Origin of the sequence: Variovorax boronicumulans (genome assembly GCF_019352895.1) — a bacterium.
Classification (GTDB): Bacteria; Pseudomonadota; Gammaproteobacteria; order Burkholderiales; family Burkholderiaceae_C; genus Variovorax; species Variovorax boronicumulans_A.
On record NZ_JAAAFX010000009.1, the window covers coordinates 518,255 to 535,216 of the forward strand.

Sequence of the window (16,962 nt, forward strand, 5' to 3'; positions counted from 1 at the left end):
ATGCTTCCGATCCCAGATTCCTCCCTCGGCCTGCCCGAACAACGCCCGCATTCCACGATGGTGCTGCTGGTCGACGACCAGTTCATGGTGGCCGAGGCCGTGCGCCGCGCGCTGGCTGCGGCGCCGGAGATCGCCTTCCACTTCTGCGCCGACCCTGCGCAGGCGCTGGCCATCGCGGTGCAGACCCGTCCGACCGTGATCCTGCAGGACCTGGTACTGCCCGGCGTGAACGGCCTGTCGCTGGTCGAGGCCTACCGCGCACACCCGGTCACACGTGACATCCCGATCATCGTGCTGTCGACCAAGGAAGACGCGGCGGTCAAGAGCGCGGCCTTCAATGCCGGCGCCAACGATTACCTGGTGAAGCTGCCCGACAGCGTCGAGCTGATCGCGCGCATCCGCTACCACTCGCGTTCGTACCTCGCGCTGATCCAGCGCGACGAGGCCTACCAGGCGCTGCGGCAGAGCCAGCAGCAGCTGCTCGAGTCGAACCTCGAACTGCGCCGCCTGACCAATTCCGACGGCCTGACCGGGCTGGGCAACCGCCGCTACTTCGACGAGTACCTCGAAGCCGAATGGGACGGCTGCGTGCGCGACGCGCGCCAGATCAGCGTGCTGATGATCGACGTCGACCATTTCAAGGCCTTCAACGACCAGTACGGCCACGTGCCCGGCGACGAGGCGCTCAAGCGGGTGGCGCGCACCATCCTGGCCTGTTGCGACGGGTCGTCCGGCTTGGCCGCGCGCTTCGGCGGCGAGGAGTTCTCGCTGGTGCTGCCCGGCCTGCCGCTCGGCGGCAGCCGGCTCATCGCCGAGAAGCTGCGCCGCGCGATCGAGGCCCTGCAGATCCCGCATTCGGCCTCGTCCTCCGGCCCCTGGCTCACCGTGAGCGTGGGGGTGAGCGCGACCGTGCCGCAGGTCCGCGGCATCTCGTCGACGCTGGTGGAGCTGGCCGACCGCGGCCTCTACGAAGCCAAGCGCCTGGGACGCAACCGCGTGGCGGTCGGCGAGAGCTCCCTGTCCGCGGGGTCTTCCGCGGTTTGAGCAGGCCTGGCCAGGGGTGAGGGCTCAGTCCGGACGGACCTCGAAGTAGGCCTCGTCGGCGCCGCCCAGGTCGCGGAAGCCGGCCATCTTCGCCTTCTCGTAGGCCTTGGGCCAGGCGCTGGCCAGGGCAATTTCGTCCGCCGACAGCTCGTCGGCGCCCGATTCCGAGGCGTTCATGTAGGCCTTCAGCACTTGGCCGAGGTCCTCGCCCAGGGCTTTCTCCAGCGCGGCCCGGAAGCGTTTCTCGGCGGTGGCGATGCCCTCGGGCGGGAGGCCCGGAAATTCCCTGAGCCGGATGGTGGTTTCGATCATGGGGTGTCCTTGGGTTGGAATCAGCGCGCGGTGTCGGCCGCCACGATCTCCACCGGCCCCATGCCGGCGTAGACGAGCTGGCCGCTGTCGCGCTCCACGATGCGCACCCGCGCGCCCTGGGTGCTCACCAGGTAGCATTCCGGCGCCAGGTCGAGCCGGATCTCTTCGGTCACGGTCGGTCCGAGCCAGGACGGCATCCGCAGCAGGGCGAGGTGGGGGCGATCGGTCATGCAGTGACAATGAATTGTGAAATTAACTGTATGAATATACAGCTTTTCGCTAGACTCTGGCCATGCATTCCATACCTGAAACCGAATGGGTCGCGGCCTGCGCGCACCGGCTGCAGCGGCACTGGCGAAGCGTCGATCCCCTGGAGCTCGAGGCCCTGGCCGCCGAGCTCGCGCATGACGAGCCTGCGCGCGATGCTGCCCACGCTGGCGGCGAGCGAGTGGCTCAAGCCGATCGAGCCAGCCGAGCCGGCCTGAGGCTGCGTGCCGATGGCGCGCCGGCCGCGCGACCTGTACGCTGTGCGCATGACCGATCGCATGCGCTCCATCTCCGTGCACGTGGGCGAGCCGCAGGCCGGCGCCTTCTACTGGGTGTTGATGGAGAAGGAGAGCGCGCACTGCAGCACGGTGTTCAACGAACTCGCTGCGGCGCGCAGGCCCGCGTCGACCTGGATCGCCGCACTGGAGGCCGGTGTCGACGAATTGAAGCGGCTGGCGGGCGATCTGGCCCGCGGACCGCGCGCGGAAGCCGATGGCCCGGAGGGATGAGCGGCGCACCGTCGGCCGCCACCCGGGGCGCAATGCCTCATGTGCGGCGCGAGGGCGCCGTCGCCGATCCCGGGGCGATGCCCGCGCGGCTCAGGCCACGGCGAACTTCTCGTCGCGCCACTTGAACGCGGCCTTGAGCCCGCGCTCGTGTGCGATGCCGAAGAACTCGCGCCGGGCCTTCGGGGCGGAGGCCGAGCGCGTGGGCACCCTGGCGGCCGAGGCTGATCGAGCCGGTGCTGCAGGTGAGCGTTCTATGCGGCGCGGCGCTTCGCCGTCGGCTCGATCCGGTAGGCGCAGCGCCGCGCGCCCGCCAGGATGTGTTCCACGCGGCTGACGCGCACGCCGGTGCCCAGCACTTCCTCGAAGAGTTGCAGTTCACTGCGGCAGAAGCCGGTGCAGGCCTGTGCCGCGGTGCAGATCGGGCAATGGTTCTCGATGAACAGGAAGCCGTCGTCCTCGGGCCGGAACTCGGCCATGTAGCCCTCGCGGCTGCGGATCTCGGCAAGGCGTTCGAGCCGGGCCTCGAGGCTGCGTGCGCCGCGCATGGCGGCCGTGTAGTCGGCGCGCATGACCTGCTCGCGCTCGCCGATCAGCTGGTCCATGCCCTGCGGGCCGAACACCTTGATCACGGCGCTGATCATCTGCACCGTCATCTCGGCGTGGGTGTCGGGAAAGCGCTGGTGGCCTGCGCCGGTGAGCCGCCAGATCTGCGTGGGCCGGCCGCGCCCGCTGGGGCGGCTTTCGGCGTCCACCAGGCCCTCGGCCTCCAGCTTGGCCATCTGCTGGCGCACCGCTTCCACTGTGACGCCCAGCACCTTGGCGATGTCGGGAATGCCGAGCGCGCCGCGGGTCTTGAGCGTCGTGAGGATGCGGTCGGCCGGCTGGTGCGGCGTCCAGGCGGGCTTGGCATCTGGGGCGGACATGGCGAGTTCAATCGTGGAGGACAACAGCGCCATTGTCAGGTGCCTGGACCGCCCCTTCCATCCGGAGGTGCTTGCCAGCCGCCGCCCAGCGCCTTGTAGAGCGCGACCAGGCTGGTGTACGACGCGGTCTCGGCTTCGGCCACGGCGTCCTGCGCACGCAGCAGGGTGCGTTGCGCATCGAGCACGCTCAGGTAGGGCGCCGCGCCTTCACGGTAGCGCACCTCGGCCAGTTCGGCGGCGCGGCCGCTGCGCTCCGAGGCCTCGGCCAGCCGCCGCAGGCGCAGCTGGTTCTGGCCATAGCCGGTGAGCGCGCCTTCGACGTCCTCGAGGGCGCGCAGCACGGTCTGCTCGTAGAGCGCGCGTTCGCCTTCGGCGCGGGCTTCGGCACCGCGCACGCGGGCCTTGGCCGAGCCCAGCCGCAAGGCGGGCCAGCGCACGCCGGGCGTCACGCTGAAGGCGCGGCTCGACGAACTGCCGAGGTCGGCACCGCGCAGGGCGACGAAGCCCAGGAAGCCGCCGATGTCGAAGCGCGGGTACAGCTCGGCCGTGGCGGCGCCCACGTCGGCCGTGCTGGCCGCCAGGCCGCGCTCGGCGCGCAGCACGTCGGGGCGACGGCGCAGCAGGTCGCCCAGGTCGCCGAGGGGCAGGCGCTTGTCGAGCACGCGCAGCCGTTGCGGCTGCAGCATCGGTTCCAGCTCGGCCGGGCGCAGGCCGGCCAGCACGGCCACGCGGTAGGCAGCCTGGCGGCGCGTGGTCTCGAGCGCCGGCAGCTGGCTTTCGGTGCTGGCCAGGTTGGCCTGCGCGCTTGCCAGGTCGCCTTCGAGGCCGCGGCCGGTCTGCACCTGCGCCTCGGTCACGCGCAGGCTGCTGCGCAGGCTGTCGAGCGTGCGGCGGGTCACGGCGATGCGCTGCTCGGCGCCACGCATCTCGTAGTAGTTGCGGGCCAGTTCGGCCACGGCCACGATGCGCACCTGTTCGAGGTCGGCCGCCGTGGCCTGCGCGCGTGCCGTGGCCGCTTCGTCGAGCCGCTGCAGGCGACCGAACAGGTCGATCTCCCAAGACGCATCGAAGCCGGCGCGGCTGCTCTGCGCCAGCGTGCGCGCATCGGCCGGCGTGCCGTTGCCCTGCGCGATGCCGCGGGTCTTGCTGGCGCCCATCGTGACGGCGGGCAGTCGGTCGAGCTCGGCCTCGGTCTGCGTGGCGCGCGCTTCCCGCAGACGTGCCTGCGCGATGCGGATGTCGTGGTTGCCGGCCAGGGCGCGCTCGATCAGCGCATCGAGCTGGGCGTCGTCGAGTTGGCGCCACCAGTCGCGCTGCACCGCGTCGTTGGCGAACAGCGATTGCTCGGGCGCGGAGAGGGTCACCGGTGCTTCGGCCGGCGCGGTGTAGGTCGGCCCGACGGCGCAACCGGCCAGCACCAGCGCACCGAGCGCAAAAGGCGCCGCTTGGGAAAAGAGTCGGTTCATGGTCATGCTCCCCGGGGTCGTCAGGCGTGGTGGCCGGCGGGCTCACCGGCCACCAGCGCGTCGAGTTCGGCGGTGCGCTGCGAGCGGCCCACCATGCGGTGGTCGCGTGCCAGCAGCGTGTACATGGTGGGCAGCACGAACAGCGTGAACAGCGTGCCCACCAGCATGCCGACGACGATCACCAGGCCGATGCTGAAGCGGCTGGCGGCCCCCGCACCGCTGGCGAACAGCAGCGGCACCAGGCCCATCACCATCGCGGCGGTGGTCATCAGGATCGGGCGCAGCCGGATGCGCGCGGCCTGCTCGATGGCGGGCCGGCGCTCCAGGTTGTCGCGCGCCTGGATCTCGTTGGCGAACTCCACCATCAGGATGCCGTGCTTGCTGATCAGCCCGATCAGCGTCACCAGCCCGATCTGGGTGTAGATGTTGACGGTGGCGAAGCCCATGGCCAGCGGCACCAGCGCGCCGCAGATCGACATCGGCACGCTGATCAGGATGATCAACGGGTCGCGCAGACTTTCGTACTGCGCCGCCAGCACCAGGTAGATCACCACGATCGCGAACAGGAAGGCCATCACCAGCGCCGAACCCTCCTGCGAGAACTGGCGCGCGTCCGACTGCCAGTCGTAGCTGAAACCGGCCGGCAGCTTCTTCGCCTCTTCGCTCAGGAAGGCCACCGCATCGCCCATGGTCACGCCCGGCATCGGAATGGCCTGGAAGGTCGCGGCGTTGAGCTGGTTGAACTGCGTGAGCTGGTTGGGCCCGACGCTGGTCGACAGCTGCACCAGGTTGGCCAGCGGCACCGGCTGGCCGCTCGCGCTCTTCACGAAGTAGCGCGACAGCGCATCGGCCGACAGGCGCCGGTCGGGCGGCGACTGCGGAATGACGTCGTACGAGCGGCCGTCCATGCCGAAGCGGTTGACGTAGTTCTCGCCCACCAGCACGGCCAGCGTGTCGCCGATGGCCTTCATCGTCACGCCCACACTGTTGGCCTTGGCGCGGTCCACGCGCACTTCGGTCACCGGGTTGTTGAACGCCAGGTCGCTGTCGACCACGGCGAATTTGCCGCTGTCGCGCGCCGCCTTCTTCAGCGCCTCCATCGCCTCGAACACCGTGCGGTGGTCGCCCGCGCTGCGGATCACCATCTGCACCGGCAGCCCGCCGGTCGAGCCCGGCAGCGAAGGCAGCTGGAACGCGAAGACGCTGCTGCCCTCGACCTCGTTCATGCCGTTCTGCACCTCGGCCTGGATCTGCTCGGCGCTGCGCCTGCGGTCCTTCCAGTCGGACAGCTGCACGCCGCCGATGCTGTTCGACACGCCGTCCGAGCCGTTGACGAGCCAGCGGCCGGTGTTCTCGGGCAGCGCGGCCAACACCTCGTCCCACTTCTTGCCGAACTTCTCGACGTAATCGATGTTGGCGTGCTGCGGCGACTTGACGACGGTCATCACCATCGCCTGGTCCTCGCCGGGCGCCAGCTCGCGCTGCGCAGCGTTGTAGAGAAAGGGCAGGCTGACCAGCACCGCGGCGGCCAGCAGGCCCGTGACCCAGCGGTGGTGCAGCGACACGTCGAGCAGGCGGCCGTAGGCCGAGGCCAGCTTGTGGAAGAAGGCCTCGGCATGGCGGGCCATGCGGCTCGTGCTGGCATCCTGCGGCAGCAGGAAGGACGCCATCACCGGCGACAGCGTGAGCGCGATCACGCCCGACACCACCACCGCGCCCGCCAGCGTGAAGGCGAACTCCTTGAACAGCGAACCCGTGAGGCCGCCCATGAGCCCGATGGGCGCATACACCGCGGCCAGCGTGAGCGTCATCGCGATCACCGGGCCGGCCACTTCGCGGGCACCGATCAATGCCGCCTGCACGCGCGACTTGCCTTCCTCCATGTGGCGGTGCACGTTCTCCACCACCACGATGGCATCGTCCACCACCAGCCCGATCGCCAGCACCATCGCCAGCAGGGTCAGCAGGTTGATGCTGAAGCCGAACAGCAGCATCAGCGCGGCCGCGCCCAGCATCGACAGCGGAATCGTCACCACCGGGATCAGCACCGCGCGCATCGAGCCCAGGCACAGGAAGATCACCAGCACCACGATGGCGACGGCCTCGAGCAGCGTCTTCTGCACCTCGTCGATCGAGGCCTCGATGAAGCGTGCCAGCTCGAAGGGCAGCTGCACCTCGACCCCGGGCGGCAGGTTCTGCTTGGCGGCGGGCAGCAGCTCGCGGATGCGCTTGACGATCACCAGCGGGTTGCCGTCGGGCGCCGCGTGCAGGCCCAGGTAGATGGCCTTGTCGCCGTCCATGGTCGCGCTGCTGTCGACACTGGCCGCGCCCAGTTCCACCGTGGCGACGTCGCCCAGGCGCACGATGGCGTCGCCGTCGCGCTTGACGACCATGTCGCGGAACTCGGCCACGTTCACCAGGTCGGTGTTCACGCGGATGTTCGACACCACATACAGGCCCTTGACCTGCCCGGGTGCGGCCTGCACGTTGTTCTGCCGCAGCGCGTCGGCCAGCTCGCCGGCCGAGATGCCGCGCGCGGCCATGCGGTTGGGGTCGAGCCACACGCGCATGGCCAGCGTCTGGCCGCCCGACACGTCCACGCTCGACACGCCGGGGATCGACGCGAACTGCGGCTGCACCACGCGCGAGAGGTAGTCGGTGAGCGCCGGGATCGGCATCGTCTTGCTCGAGAAGCCGACATAGGCCACCGCGGTGGCCTCGCCCGACGACCTGAGGATCACCGGATCGAAGGCCTCGGCCGGCAGCCGGTACTTGACCTGGCTGACCTGCGCCATGGCCTGCGTCAGCGCCTGGTTGGCATCGGCGTTGAGCTTCATGCGCACGCTGACCACGCTGCGGCCCAGGGTGGATGTCGACGACAGGTAGTCGACGTTCTCAATGGTCGCCACCGCCTGCGCGATCGGCTGCGTGACGAAGCCCTGCATCAGCTCCGGCGAGGCGCCGGGGTACTGCGTGGTGATGGTCAGGGTGGTGCTTTCGGTCAGCGGGTACTGGCGCACCGGCAGGTCGCCCAGCGCGCGGGCGCCGAGCAGCAGGATCAGCGTGCTCACCACCAGCGCCAGCACGGGCCGGCGCACGAAGAGGTCGGTGAACTTCATGGCCTGGGCTCCGTGGGCTCGGCGAGGGCCAGCGTGTCCTTCGCGGCCGGCACCACGGCGGCGCCGCTGTAAAGACGCAGCTGGCCCGAGGTGACGACCTTCTCGCCGGCCTCCAGGCCGTGCTCGATGACGACCCGGCCGTCCTGCCGGTCGCCGGCCTTCACGAACACCTGCTGCGCGGTGAAGCCGCCCGTGTCGCCGGGGCGCACCACGAAGACCGCGTCGCCGTGCGTGCTGTAGGTCAGGGCGGTCTCGGGCACGGTGATGGCGTCGGCCCGCGCCGGCAGCGCCACCTTGCCGTTGACGAACATGCCCGGCGTGAGCGCGCCGTCGGCGTTGTCGACCGTGGCCTGCAGGCGCACGGTGCGCGCGTCGACACCGATCTGCGGTTCGATGGTGCTCAGCCTGGCCTGGAAGACCCGGCCCGGGTAGGCATCGACCGAGAGCGCGACCTGCTGCTGGCGATGCAGCGCAGGCAGCGCGGTTTCGGGCAGCGTGAGGTTGGCGAAGAGCGTGCGCGCGTCGGTGAGCGACACCAGCGCGTCGCCGGCGCGCACGAACTGGCCGAGCTGGACGCGACGGATGCCGAGCACCCCGTCGAAAGGCGCCTTGATCTGCTTCTGTTCGCGCATCGCCTGCGCGCGCTTGAGTTCGCCGCCGGCTTGGTCGAAAGCGGCCTGGGCCTGTTCGAATTGTTCCTGCGTGGCGGCCTGCTGCGGCAGCAGGCGGCGGGTGCGCTCGAGCAGGGCGCGGGCATTGGCACGCTGCGCGCTCAGGCGCTCCAGGTCGCCCTGCTCGGGCGCATCGTTGAGCTGCACCAGCAGCTGGCCTGCGCGCACCGCGCCACCGGGCACGAACAGGATCCTCGAGACCCGACCGTCCACCTCGGCCGGCACCTCGACCTGGCGCGTCGCCTCCAGGGTGCCGATGCCGGTCAGGACGCGCGCCACCGTGGTCTTCTGCGCGACGGCCACCGCCACCTTCACGGGCGGCATGCCGCCGCTGGCCTGTGCATGCGCCGGCCCGAGTTTCGCGAGAAGCCCGTAGCCGCCTCCCCCCAGCAGCACCACCGCGAGGCCGGCGCCGAGCCAGGCCCTTGAACGTGTCTTCATGATCGGTCCATTAATAATCAAAGAAAGTGCTTTGATTATTGCCGATCGCAGCCGCAGCTGTCGAGGCGGGCGGCGGCAATGGCACGCATGGATTCAGGCTATCGGCGGCAGGCGGCCTCTCCAGATGAAGTCATCGTGGGGCTGACGCAAGGCGGAGGCTCGCCCGTCCTCTGCACCGCCAGAAGGCGGCTGGAACAGGCTGCTCAAGCAGTCTTTTCGGCTCGATGTTGCCCAGGCTCGTCGCCCGATTCCATTGACCGTTCTTTCCGGGCCACGGGGTCATCACGGCAGCGCGGCCGTCGCGGGGGGCGCGCACAGGCGCGTCGAATCCGCGCCCGTCGAATCCGCCATCCCGGACGAGCGCTCGTGGAACATTTATGCAGCATGCACCGCGATCGCGAGCCGCGATGAGAAGGGGATGCCACCCACAGGCCTGTGCAACGGCCTGCACGGCATGGGCGCAATCGTGCTAACGCGAACCGCTTCGTTGCGGCGCAGAAAAGCCCAGCGAGGCCAGTTTCTTCTTCGCGCTTTGCAGCAAGCCCGGTCGCTGGGTGGGCAACACGGCCTTGGTGTCTCCTGGCGCGATGATCTCGAACGCCGAAGCGGCGGCGAGTCGGATCGCGAGGGCGTCGCGACTCGTCAGGCCGTCGAGCCTGTCCGAGGAGATCACATGCACCTGCAAGTGGCGATGAAGGCTCTTCGACAGCTTCTTGCAGGCGGCCGCCATGCTGGCCTCGTCGGGCATCACCGCGCCATGCACGACCAGGATCTCGATGGTGTTGTCGTCGTGCTCGCCCAGCACGAAGGCGCGCACGACCGCGTTCTTGAACTTGGAACGCAGCATGTGGCGGATCGGCTCGGCCGCGGCGAAGGACTTCAACGCGATGCTGCGCAATTCGCGATGGAAGACGAAGGAGCGGTCGACCTTGACGGTTTCGGGCTGGTCGGCTGACGTCTGCTGCTTGGCAAGGAGCCCGCTCCTGACGAGGTGCTCCACGATCGCGTCGACCTCGCTTCGCTCCTGTTTCGTTCGCTGGGCCAGTTCGCTTGCCGAGAACAGCTGATCGGGGGCCGCATACAGGACCTGCATGAGCTTTTGCACAGCGGGGGACAAGAGGAAATCTGCAGCACTCACGGGCGGTTCGGCTCGGTTCGGTTTCTGGGCGGGGGCTGAATTATGAAGTCGACCGCCGACCCCTGGCGCAGGGCCGGGTCGGGCATCGTTCGGCACCATGACCCCGGCAGCGCGTGCGGACCGAACCTCGGTGCTTCGGGCGAAAGGCTGCAGATGGGCGGCGCCTGCCAACCCGGATGCCCGGGACGATGGCGCGTGACGCCCCTGTCCCCAGGCTTCAGGGCGCCGCTCTGGGCCGCGCGCCGCGCCCTGCGACGATGTGTGCCGTCAACGGAATCAGGCACAGCAACGCGGCGACCATCCAGAAGGCCGCATGCAGGCCGATCGCATTGGCGACGAAGCCGATGCCGGCGGGCCCCACCAGGATGCCGGCATAGCCTGCGGTGGTGATGGCGCCGATGGCCAGGGCCGAGGGCATGGCGGTCTGCGCGCCGGCCTTGCGGAAGAAGACCGGCACGATGTTCGACGCGCCCAGCCCGATGAGCAGGAAGCCGCTCATCCTGAGCCAGGCGATCGGCGCCGCCAGCAGCACCACGAAGCCGACAACCGCCAGGATGCCGCCCCAGAGCAGGGTGTTCCGGTCGCCGACCCTTGCCGTGACCCTGTCGCCCACGAGTCGGCCGACGGTCATCGCGATGGCGAACAGCATGTAGCCGACGCCGCTCTGGCTGGCGCTCGTGAGGCCGGCATCGGTGACGAGAAGGGCGCTCCAGTCGAGCATCGCGCCTTCCGCGAGGAAGGTTGCCGCGGCCAGGCCGGCGAGCAGCAGGACGATGCCGCGCGGCCGGACGAAGAGCGAGCCTTCCACCGCGCCCTGCGCGCCTGCGAGCAGGCGCGGCCAGGCGAAGGCCATGGCGATCGCCATCGCCGCCGCGGACGCCAGCGTGCCCGCCAGCGGATCGATGCCCCAGGAGAGCAGCGCGGTCATCAGCGTGGCGCCCGCGAAGCCGCCGATGCTGAAAAGCGCGTGGAAGCCCGACATCAGCGGCGTGCCTGCGGCGCGTTCCACCTCCACGGCATGGACGTTCATCGCGACATCGATCGATCCCAGCGCGGCGCCGAACGCGAGCAGCGCAGTGGCCAGCGCCAGGGGCGTCGTGGCGAGCGTCAGCGCCGGCAGCACGACGGCCAGTCCGAAGCCTCCGGCCAGGATGATGGGCTTGCTGCCGAAGCGTGCGCTCAGCGGGCCGGTCAGCAGCATGGCCACGACCGAGCCGATGCCGATGCACAGCAGCAGCAGCCCGAGCGTTCCGTCATCGACCGCCAGGCGCTGCTTGGCGAAGGGCACCAGCGGAGCCCAGCAGGCGAGGCCGAAGCCCGCCACGAGAAAGGAGATGCGGGTGGCGAGCCTCGTCGCCGGACGATCGGAGGACGGCGTTGTATCAGCAGGTGGCATGGGGCAGAGGAGGGGGGAGGTCGGGCCAGGCACGCCGTGCCATGGCCTGGAGAAAAAGTGGAATCAAGGGGCCTGCCGCATCCCATGCGGCCTTGCGCCTTGCACATCTGTTCGCGGCGGACGCTGATCGTGGCACACGCCGAAGTCGACCGTGCCGCTGCGCCATCAACGCGTCGGCAGCGGCCCCTTGCCGTGAGGCCACGCGGGTTGCGTGAGCTCCGGCGCGTGGGCCGGGCCATGCTGCGATGGCAGCGGCCTGTCTTCGGGGCGGTCCCGTGTGGCCGGTGCGCGCGCTCGCAGGGGCAGGTTCGACTGGTTCGCCAAGCTTCGGCAATGAATGAGATTTTCGAAAAGATCGAAGTGACGCATGCCGGGATGCTAGGCAGGAGTAAGCTCGGCGACCATCGACATTTCCGGCTGAATCCATGAGCTCATCTCATGCCAGTGCGCGGCGGCTGCCGTCGCTCAACATGCTGCGCGCCTTCGAGGCGGCGGCACGGCTGCGCAGCGTGACGCGCGCGGCCCAGGAGCTCAGCGTCACGCAGAGCGCGGTCAGCCATCAGATCAAGGCGCTCGAGGAGTGGCTGGGCGCCTCGCTCGTCGCGCGAGAAGGGCGGCAGCTCGCGCTGACGCCCGAAGGTGCGGCCTATCTGCCCAGCCTGAGCACGGCCTTCGACCTGATGGCCGACGCGACCCAGCGCATCGGTCGGGCCACGCAGCGCCGCACGCTCACGGTCAACGCCTTGCCGACGCTGGCTGCGCAATGGCTGATTCCACGCCTGTCCGGTTTCTGCGCCCAGGTGCCGGAGGTCGATGTGCAGCTCGCCACCACGGCGAGCGTGCTCGACTTCGTGCCGGCGGCCTTCGACGTGTCGATCCGCTGCCTCTCCGCCGAAGAGCTGGCCCTGTTGAAGGCGCGCCCCGGTTGGCGCGGTGTGCGCTTCGGTGCGTTCCTGCCCGATGCGCTGACGCCGGTCTGCAGCCCGGCGCTGCTCGCCCGGTCGCCCGCGCCGTCGAAGCCCGCCGACCTGGCGCGCTACACCTTGCTGCACAGCCGCTCGACGCCGCTGGCCTGGCGCGACTGGCTGGCGACGGCCCGCGCGCGCAAGTTGAAGCCGGCAGGAGAACTGGGTTTCGATCACGCCCACCTCGCGGTGCAGGCGGCCATGCAGGGCATGGGCTTCGCGCTGGGCAATCCGGACCTGGTGGCGGACAGTGTGGCCGCAGGCCTGCTGGTGATGCCTTTCAGCGCCTGGACCACGCACGAGAAGGAGTTCTACTGGATTCTCCCGGAGCGCTCGGCGCAGGATGCCAATGCACTGGCGTTTTGCGACTGGTTGCAGGCCAGCGGCCATGCGACGCAAGACGCGCTCGCTACTTCCGTCTTGGCCTCAGCGATTTGAGCAACGCCAGTGTTTCGAGCGGCTGGAGCACCGCCACCTTGACCAGCGAATCGAACTCACGCGTGAGCTCGGAAATGGTCTCCTCGTCCTGGCTGAGAAGAAATTTCTGGCCCAGGTTGATGGAAGCGTAACGCTGGCCAAAGATCGTGACGGGAAAGCCCGCGAAGAAGTTGTCGCGCGCGTCGAAGCAGAACCAGCGGAAGGTGGGGTACACGCTCTCGTAGACCTCGATCATGTGGTCCAACTCGCGCTGCCTGAATGCATCGGGGAGTTCACCCCAGAGGTACTCGCCCTTGGCGAAGGCATGAATGATCTCCACGCTGGTGCAGACCTCCATGTCTGCCCCCGGCCGCGAGAGATAGCGGCGCCGGTGCGCGATGCCTTCCTGTGCCTCCTCGACCGTGATCTCCGGATGGTCCTTGTACTGCCAGGCCAGGCTCTCGTCGCTTTTCAGGGGGTCGGGGAAGGTCGTGGGCAGATAGCGGACCTTCATGCCGCCGTAGTTTTCCCGCCAGCGCGAAAATTGCTCCTGCTTGATGCTGGAAACCTGGAATTTCGCGCGCGCTGTCGCCGCGTCTTCTGCGGCGTCGGCCGGCAGCTTGGCATCGTCGTCCAGCCCGAGCAGCCAATCGACGCTGACACCCAGGGCCCGTGAGATCTGGACGATGGTCTCGATGCGTGGCAGTCGCGTGGTCGTGTCCGACAGCAGCTGCGATATCGAACTCCTGTTGAGGCCCGCCAGCGCAGCGAAGTCGTTCCTGGACATCTTTCGCTTGAAGAGAAGCGCGTTGAGGCGCTCACGGAACTGGGTCGAGTGCTCGGTCTTTGACGGCTCACTCTCGGAAACATCAAGCATCGGGTCGCCTTCGCGTTGAACAGTGGTGGGGGGACAGGTCGCGCCGTCGGCGGCCGCGTCCGTTGCAGCACCAGCAAGCATGCCAGGGGCGAACACCCTGCCTGCATCGCCGTGCGCGTGCTCTGCGCTTTCACGGGCTCCAAGCCCAGTCGGTGCGCATGTGTTGCGCTTGCAACACATTGTTCTTTAAGCATAACACGACAGATTTGCCGCGCTTCTCTCGGAGGAGAGACGTGAAATCGCCGCGCTTTGCCAGCGACGCGATCACGCGATGTCACAGCCTGATCCGTGAAAACCCTATGAAGAATCTCCGCTTAAAGAACATACGATGCACTTGCGCAACTTAAGCGCATATACGCAACATACATTTGATAGGTGGAACAAATGACCGTGATTCTGGATGCCGCTCAAGTAGCGCAAGCGAAAACGAAGCTCTACTCGGCCGTGGTCTGCGACGTGCTCGATTCCCTGGGCTACCGCAACCAAGGCATGAAGACCTTCGTCCGTCCCTTGAACGACCAGCACGTCGTGTTCGGCCCTGCCCGAACCGGCGCCTACATGAAGGTCGGTGGGCACGTCGAAGGCGAGAACCCCTACGACATCGAGATGGACCTGCTCGATGACCTGAAGGAGGGCGAGGTGGTGGTGTTCGGTGTCGATGGCCCCACCGACAACATCGTGCCCTGGGGTGAACTGCTCACCACCGGCGCGCGTGCCCGCAAGGCCGCAGGTTGCGTGACCGATGGTTTGATCCGCGATGCGCGCCAGATCCGCGAGGTGGGCTTCCCGGTGTTTCATGGCGGCATCGGTCCCTGGGATTCCAAGGGGCGCGGCAAGATGGTGAGCAAGGACGTCGCGATCCAGTGCGGCGGCGTCACCGTGCACAAGGGCGACTACGTGATCGCGGACATCGACGGCGTGGTCGTGATCCCGAACAAGGTGGTCAAGGAAGCCATCGCCATGGCCCTGGCCAAGGTGGACAGCGAGGACACCGTGCGTGCCGAGATCCTGGCCGGCAGCACCTTGCGCGCCGTCTACGACAAGCACGGCGTCCTCTGAGAAACGCCTCCCCATGAAGCGTTCCATTCGCCTCGCGGCGGAGGACAACGTGGCGATCGCATTCGAAGAAATCGTCCCGGACGATTGGGTCGAATGCGCTTCGATCGCGTTGCGTGCCTCGAGCCTCGTGCCCTTCGGCCACAAGATCGCCCTGGTCGACATTCCGAAGGGGCAGCCCGTGTTCCGTTACGGCGTTCCGATCGGCTTCACCTTGTCGGACGTCCCCAGTGGAGCCCATGTGCATTCGCACAACCTCTGCACCTACTTCCTCGACCATCAGTGAGGCGCGTCAGGGATGAACTACACACTTGATTTCTCCTGGCTGCAGGGCAGTCTGCCCATGCTGTGGAGCGGCCTGCAGGCCACGCTCTTCCTCACGGTGGTGGCGTGCGTGCTCGGCTCGCTGGTCGGCATCGTCGGCGCCCTGGGCCGCAACAGCCCCTGGCTGCCGTTCCGTGCCGCGGCCACGGCCTACGTCGAAGCCATCCGCAACACGCCGCTGCTGGCGCAGGCCTTCCTGATCTATTTCGGACTGCCGGCCCTGGGCATCAGCCTCACGCCGATGGTCGCGGCCGGACTGGCATTGACCATCAACTGCGGCGCCTACACCGCGGAGATCTTCCGCTCCGGCTTCGAAGCCATCCAGAAAAGCCAGCACGAAGCCGCCATCGCGTTGAACCTGAGCCGCAGCCAGACCTTTCTCCACATCGTGCTGCCCCAGGCATTTCGCAGCGTCTATCCGGCGCTGAGTTCGCAGTTCATCCTGATCCTGATGGCCAGCAGCATCACCTCGCAGATCTCGGCGGAAGAAATCAGCGCGGCCGCCAACCAGATCCAGTCGACGAGCTTCCGCGGCTTCGAGGTCTACCTGGTCATTTCGCTGGTCTACCTCGCCATGGTGCTGCTGATGAAGTACGCGTTCTCGCTCGTCGGCAGCGTCCTGTTGCGCAACAGCGCGGGCAGCGGTCTCGCCGGAAGGTCGTCGACATGACCCGAACCCTCGGATGGCCCGACCTGCTCTTCCTCATCGAGGCCGCGCGATGGACGGTGCTGGTGTCGCTCGTTGCGTTTGCGGGCGGTGCACTCGGCGGTGCCGTGATTTGCATCCTGAAGCTCAGCTGCGGCCGTCTCGGTGCGGCCGTGGTCCGGATCTGGGTGCAACTCGGGCAAGGCATTCCCGTGCTCATGCAGCTCTTCCTGTTCTATTTCGGGCTGAGCATCCTGGGCTTCAGCGTGCCGCCGTTGCTGGCCGCGGCCGTCGCCTTCGGACTCTACGCGTCCGCCAACATCGGTGTGATCTGGCTGGGCGCGGTGGACGCGATACCGAAGCCGCAATGGGAGGCCGGCGAAACGCTGGGTCTTTCATGGGCAAGCCAGATGCGGCATGTCATCGCGCCACAAGCCTTGAGGCTTGCACTCGCGCCGACGGTCGGCTTCATGGTGCAGATCGTGAAGAACACCTCGCTGACCTCCGTCATCGGCATCGTCGAACTCGCGCGCGCCGGCCAGGTGGTGAACAACGCCACCTACCAGCCGTTCTCGGTGTTCTTCGCCATCTGTGTCATCTATTTCATCATCTGTTTCCCGCTGTCGCTGTTGAGCCGCGGGTTGGAAAGGCGTCTCCATGTCGCTCATTGAAATCAAGGGTCTGAAAAAGTCCTTCGGTGCCCTGGACATCCTTCGCGGTGTGGACCTGGACCTCGATGCGGGCATGACCGCCATCATCGGGCGCAGCGGGTCGGGCAAGAGCACCTTGCTGCGCTGCCTCAACGGTCTGGAAAAGATCGATGCAGGAAGCATCCGCATCGATCGGCACGAGATCACGCCGACGCAAAGCGACCTGAAGTCCTTGCGGGCGGACGTCGGCATCGTGTTCCAGGGCTACAACCTGTTCCCCCACATGAGTGTGGAGAGGAACATCACCCTGGCGCCCATGCTGGTCCAGGGCACGCCCCGGGACCAGGCGCAGGACAAGGCGCTGCATGTGCTGTCGCAGGTCGGCCTGCTCGACAAGGCCAAGGCCTATCCGGGCCAGTTGTCCGGCGGCCAGCAGCAGCGCGTGGCGATCGCCCGTGCGCTGGCGCTCAATCCCAAGGTGATTCTTTTCGACGAGGTCACGTCCGCACTGGACCCCGAACTGACTGGCGAAGTCCTCAAGGTGATGGAAAGCCTGTCCAGCGAAGGCATGACGCAGATCCTCGTGACGCACGAAATGAACTTTGCCAAACGCGCGGCCAGGACGCTGGTCTTCATGCACCAGGGGAAGGTCTGGGAGCACGGGCCGACGGCCGAGCTGTTCGCGCGACCCCAAACCAAAGAGCTCGACAGTTTTCTTTCTTCCATCGTCTAGGAGACAGC

General features: G+C 67.9%; 18 protein-coding genes. 8 read left to right on the forward strand and 10 right to left on the reverse strand.

The window, feature by feature from the left end; genetic code table 11:
* Window positions 1-1,044: a diguanylate cyclase gene (locus tag K0H49_RS21535; RefSeq protein ID WP_257625061.1), complete on the forward strand. Its 1,044-nt coding sequence runs from the start codon at window positions 1-3 to the stop codon at window positions 1,042-1,044.
* A gap of 24 nt (window positions 1,045-1,068) precedes the next feature.
* Here the strand turns inward: K0H49_RS21535 and K0H49_RS21540 are convergent, their stop codons facing one another.
* Genes K0H49_RS21540 through K0H49_RS21550 form a run of 3 tightly spaced genes read right to left on the reverse strand, consistent with a single transcriptional unit; the run spans window position 1,069 to window position 1,903 of the window.
* Complete coding sequence (locus K0H49_RS21540; RefSeq protein WP_257625062.1) at window positions 1,069-1,356, reverse strand: hypothetical protein; 288 nt, start codon at window positions 1,354-1,356, stop codon at window positions 1,069-1,071.
* Window positions 1,357-1,376: 20 nt separating this feature from the next.
* Window positions 1,377-1,586, reverse strand: a complete 210-nt coding sequence (locus K0H49_RS21545) for a hypothetical protein (RefSeq protein WP_219216838.1) — start codon at window positions 1,584-1,586, stop codon at window positions 1,377-1,379.
* Window positions 1,583-1,903: a hypothetical protein gene (locus K0H49_RS21550; RefSeq protein WP_219216840.1), complete on the reverse strand. Its 321-nt coding sequence runs from the start codon at window positions 1,901-1,903 to the stop codon at window positions 1,583-1,585. Before K0H49_RS21550 ends, K0H49_RS21545 begins: the two co-directional genes overlap by 4 nt.
* Between K0H49_RS21550 and K0H49_RS21555 the strand changes: the two genes are divergently transcribed.
* Window positions 1,902-2,132 (forward strand): hypothetical protein, encoded by a 231-nt coding sequence (locus K0H49_RS21555; RefSeq protein ID WP_219216841.1) that lies wholly within the window; start codon window positions 1,902-1,904, stop codon window positions 2,130-2,132. The genes K0H49_RS21550 and K0H49_RS21555 overlap by 2 nt on opposite strands.
* Window positions 2,133-2,383: 251 nt before the next feature.
* Here the strand turns inward: K0H49_RS21555 and K0H49_RS21560 are convergent, their stop codons facing one another.
* The 6 genes from K0H49_RS21560 to K0H49_RS21585 form a co-directional block, all read right to left on the reverse strand.
* Window positions 2,384-3,055, reverse strand: coding sequence for a helix-turn-helix transcriptional regulator (locus K0H49_RS21560; protein WP_219216844.1), 672 nt, complete (start codon window positions 3,053-3,055; stop codon window positions 2,384-2,386).
* 35 nt (window positions 3,056-3,090) lie between these two features.
* Window positions 3,091-4,527 (reverse strand): efflux transporter outer membrane subunit, encoded by a 1,437-nt coding sequence (locus tag K0H49_RS21565; RefSeq protein ID WP_219216853.1) that lies wholly within the window; start codon window positions 4,525-4,527, stop codon window positions 3,091-3,093.
* Between the two features lie 14 nt (window positions 4,528-4,541).
* Window positions 4,542-7,640 (reverse strand): MexW/MexI family multidrug efflux RND transporter permease subunit, encoded by a 3,099-nt coding sequence (locus K0H49_RS21570; protein ID WP_219216856.1) that lies wholly within the window; start codon window positions 7,638-7,640, stop codon window positions 4,542-4,544.
* Window positions 7,637-8,752 carry an efflux RND transporter periplasmic adaptor subunit gene (locus tag K0H49_RS21575; protein WP_219216858.1) on the reverse strand — a complete coding sequence of 372 codons (1,116 nt, stop codon included), beginning with the start codon at window positions 8,750-8,752 and terminating at the stop codon, window positions 7,637-7,639. The genes K0H49_RS21570 and K0H49_RS21575 overlap by 4 nt, the downstream gene beginning before the upstream one ends.
* Before the next feature lie 469 nt (window positions 8,753-9,221).
* Window positions 9,222-9,890, reverse strand: coding sequence for a MarR family transcriptional regulator (locus tag K0H49_RS21580; protein WP_219216860.1), 669 nt, complete (start codon window positions 9,888-9,890; stop codon window positions 9,222-9,224).
* 217 nt (window positions 9,891-10,107) lie between these two features.
* A complete protein-coding gene (locus tag K0H49_RS21585; RefSeq protein ID WP_219216862.1) occupies window positions 10,108-11,286 on the reverse strand; it encodes an MFS transporter in 1,179 nt (392 codons plus the stop codon).
* 425 nt (window positions 11,287-11,711) lie between these two features.
* Here K0H49_RS21585 and gcvA point away from each other — a divergent pair, with 425 nt between their 5' ends.
* Window positions 11,712-12,689: a transcriptional regulator GcvA gene (gene gcvA / locus K0H49_RS21590; RefSeq protein ID WP_219216864.1), complete on the forward strand. Its 978-nt coding sequence runs from the start codon at window positions 11,712-11,714 to the stop codon at window positions 12,687-12,689.
* Here the strand turns inward: gcvA and K0H49_RS21595 are convergent.
* Window positions 12,661-13,545, reverse strand: coding sequence for a helix-turn-helix domain-containing protein (locus K0H49_RS21595; RefSeq protein WP_219216866.1), 885 nt, complete (start codon window positions 13,543-13,545; stop codon window positions 12,661-12,663). The genes gcvA and K0H49_RS21595 overlap by 29 nt on opposite strands.
* 384 nt (window positions 13,546-13,929) lie before the next feature.
* Here K0H49_RS21595 and K0H49_RS21600 point away from each other — a divergent pair, with 384 nt between their 5' ends.
* From K0H49_RS21600 to K0H49_RS21620, 5 genes are read left to right on the forward strand one after another with little or no spacing between them, the layout of a single operon-like run.
* Window positions 13,930-14,604 carry an RraA family protein gene (locus K0H49_RS21600; protein WP_219216869.1) on the forward strand — a complete coding sequence of 225 codons (675 nt, stop codon included), beginning with the start codon at window positions 13,930-13,932 and terminating at the stop codon, window positions 14,602-14,604.
* A gap of 13 nt (window positions 14,605-14,617) precedes the next feature.
* Window positions 14,618-14,887: a UxaA family hydrolase gene (locus K0H49_RS21605; RefSeq protein WP_219216871.1), complete on the forward strand. Its 270-nt coding sequence runs from the start codon at window positions 14,618-14,620 to the stop codon at window positions 14,885-14,887.
* 12 nt (window positions 14,888-14,899) lie between these two features.
* Complete coding sequence (locus tag K0H49_RS21610) at window positions 14,900-15,595, forward strand: amino acid ABC transporter permease (RefSeq protein ID WP_219216872.1); 696 nt, start codon at window positions 14,900-14,902, stop codon at window positions 15,593-15,595.
* On the forward strand, window positions 15,592-16,242 hold the full coding sequence (locus tag K0H49_RS21615; RefSeq protein ID WP_219216874.1) for an amino acid ABC transporter permease: 651 nt from the start codon (window positions 15,592-15,594) through the stop codon (window positions 16,240-16,242). The genes K0H49_RS21610 and K0H49_RS21615 overlap by 4 nt, the downstream gene beginning before the upstream one ends.
* Window positions 16,229-16,954: an amino acid ABC transporter ATP-binding protein gene (locus K0H49_RS21620; protein WP_219216876.1), complete on the forward strand. Its 726-nt coding sequence runs from the start codon at window positions 16,229-16,231 to the stop codon at window positions 16,952-16,954. Before K0H49_RS21615 ends, K0H49_RS21620 begins: the two co-directional genes overlap by 14 nt.
* Window positions 16,955-16,962 lie beyond the last annotated feature (8 nt).

Bases quoted from the DNA above. Each gene is read 5' to 3' on its own strand.
- gcvA (WP_219216864.1), top strand. From the start codon at position 11,712: ATGAGCTCATCTCATGCCAGTGCGCGGCGGCTGCCGTCGCTCAACATG.
- K0H49_RS21585 (WP_219216862.1), bottom strand. From the start codon at position 11,286: ATGCCACCTGCTGATACAACGCCGTCCTCCGATCGTCCGGCGACGAGG.
- K0H49_RS21620 (WP_219216876.1), top strand. From the start codon at position 16,229: ATGTCGCTCATTGAAATCAAGGGTCTGAAAAAGTCCTTCGGTGCCCTG.
- K0H49_RS21605 (WP_219216871.1), top strand. From the start codon at position 14,618: ATGAAGCGTTCCATTCGCCTCGCGGCGGAGGACAACGTGGCGATCGCA.
- K0H49_RS21555 (WP_219216841.1), top strand. From the start codon at position 1,902: ATGCGCTCCATCTCCGTGCACGTGGGCGAGCCGCAGGCCGGCGCCTTC.
- K0H49_RS21615 (WP_219216874.1), top strand. From the start codon at position 15,592: ATGACCCGAACCCTCGGATGGCCCGACCTGCTCTTCCTCATCGAGGCC.
- K0H49_RS21550 (WP_219216840.1), bottom strand. From the start codon at position 1,903: ATGCGATCGGTCATGCGCACAGCGTACAGGTCGCGCGGCCGGCGCGCC.
- K0H49_RS21540 (WP_257625062.1), bottom strand. From the start codon at position 1,356: ATGATCGAAACCACCATCCGGCTCAGGGAATTTCCGGGCCTCCCGCCC.
- K0H49_RS21570 (WP_219216856.1), bottom strand. From the start codon at position 7,640: ATGAAGTTCACCGACCTCTTCGTGCGCCGGCCCGTGCTGGCGCTGGTG.
- K0H49_RS21565 (WP_219216853.1), bottom strand. From the start codon at position 4,527: ATGACCATGAACCGACTCTTTTCCCAAGCGGCGCCTTTTGCGCTCGGT.
- K0H49_RS21575 (WP_219216858.1), bottom strand. From the start codon at position 8,752: ATGAAGACACGTTCAAGGGCCTGGCTCGGCGCCGGCCTCGCGGTGGTG.
- K0H49_RS21560 (WP_219216844.1), bottom strand. From the start codon at position 3,055: ATGTCCGCCCCAGATGCCAAGCCCGCCTGGACGCCGCACCAGCCGGCC.
- K0H49_RS21595 (WP_219216866.1), bottom strand. From the start codon at position 13,545: ATGCTTGATGTTTCCGAGAGTGAGCCGTCAAAGACCGAGCACTCGACC.
- K0H49_RS21610 (WP_219216872.1), top strand. From the start codon at position 14,900: ATGAACTACACACTTGATTTCTCCTGGCTGCAGGGCAGTCTGCCCATG.
- K0H49_RS21535 (WP_257625061.1), top strand. From the start codon at position 1: ATGCTTCCGATCCCAGATTCCTCCCTCGGCCTGCCCGAACAACGCCCG.
- K0H49_RS21600 (WP_219216869.1), top strand. From the start codon at position 13,930: ATGACCGTGATTCTGGATGCCGCTCAAGTAGCGCAAGCGAAAACGAAG.
- K0H49_RS21545 (WP_219216838.1), bottom strand. From the start codon at position 1,586: ATGACCGATCGCCCCCACCTCGCCCTGCTGCGGATGCCGTCCTGGCTC.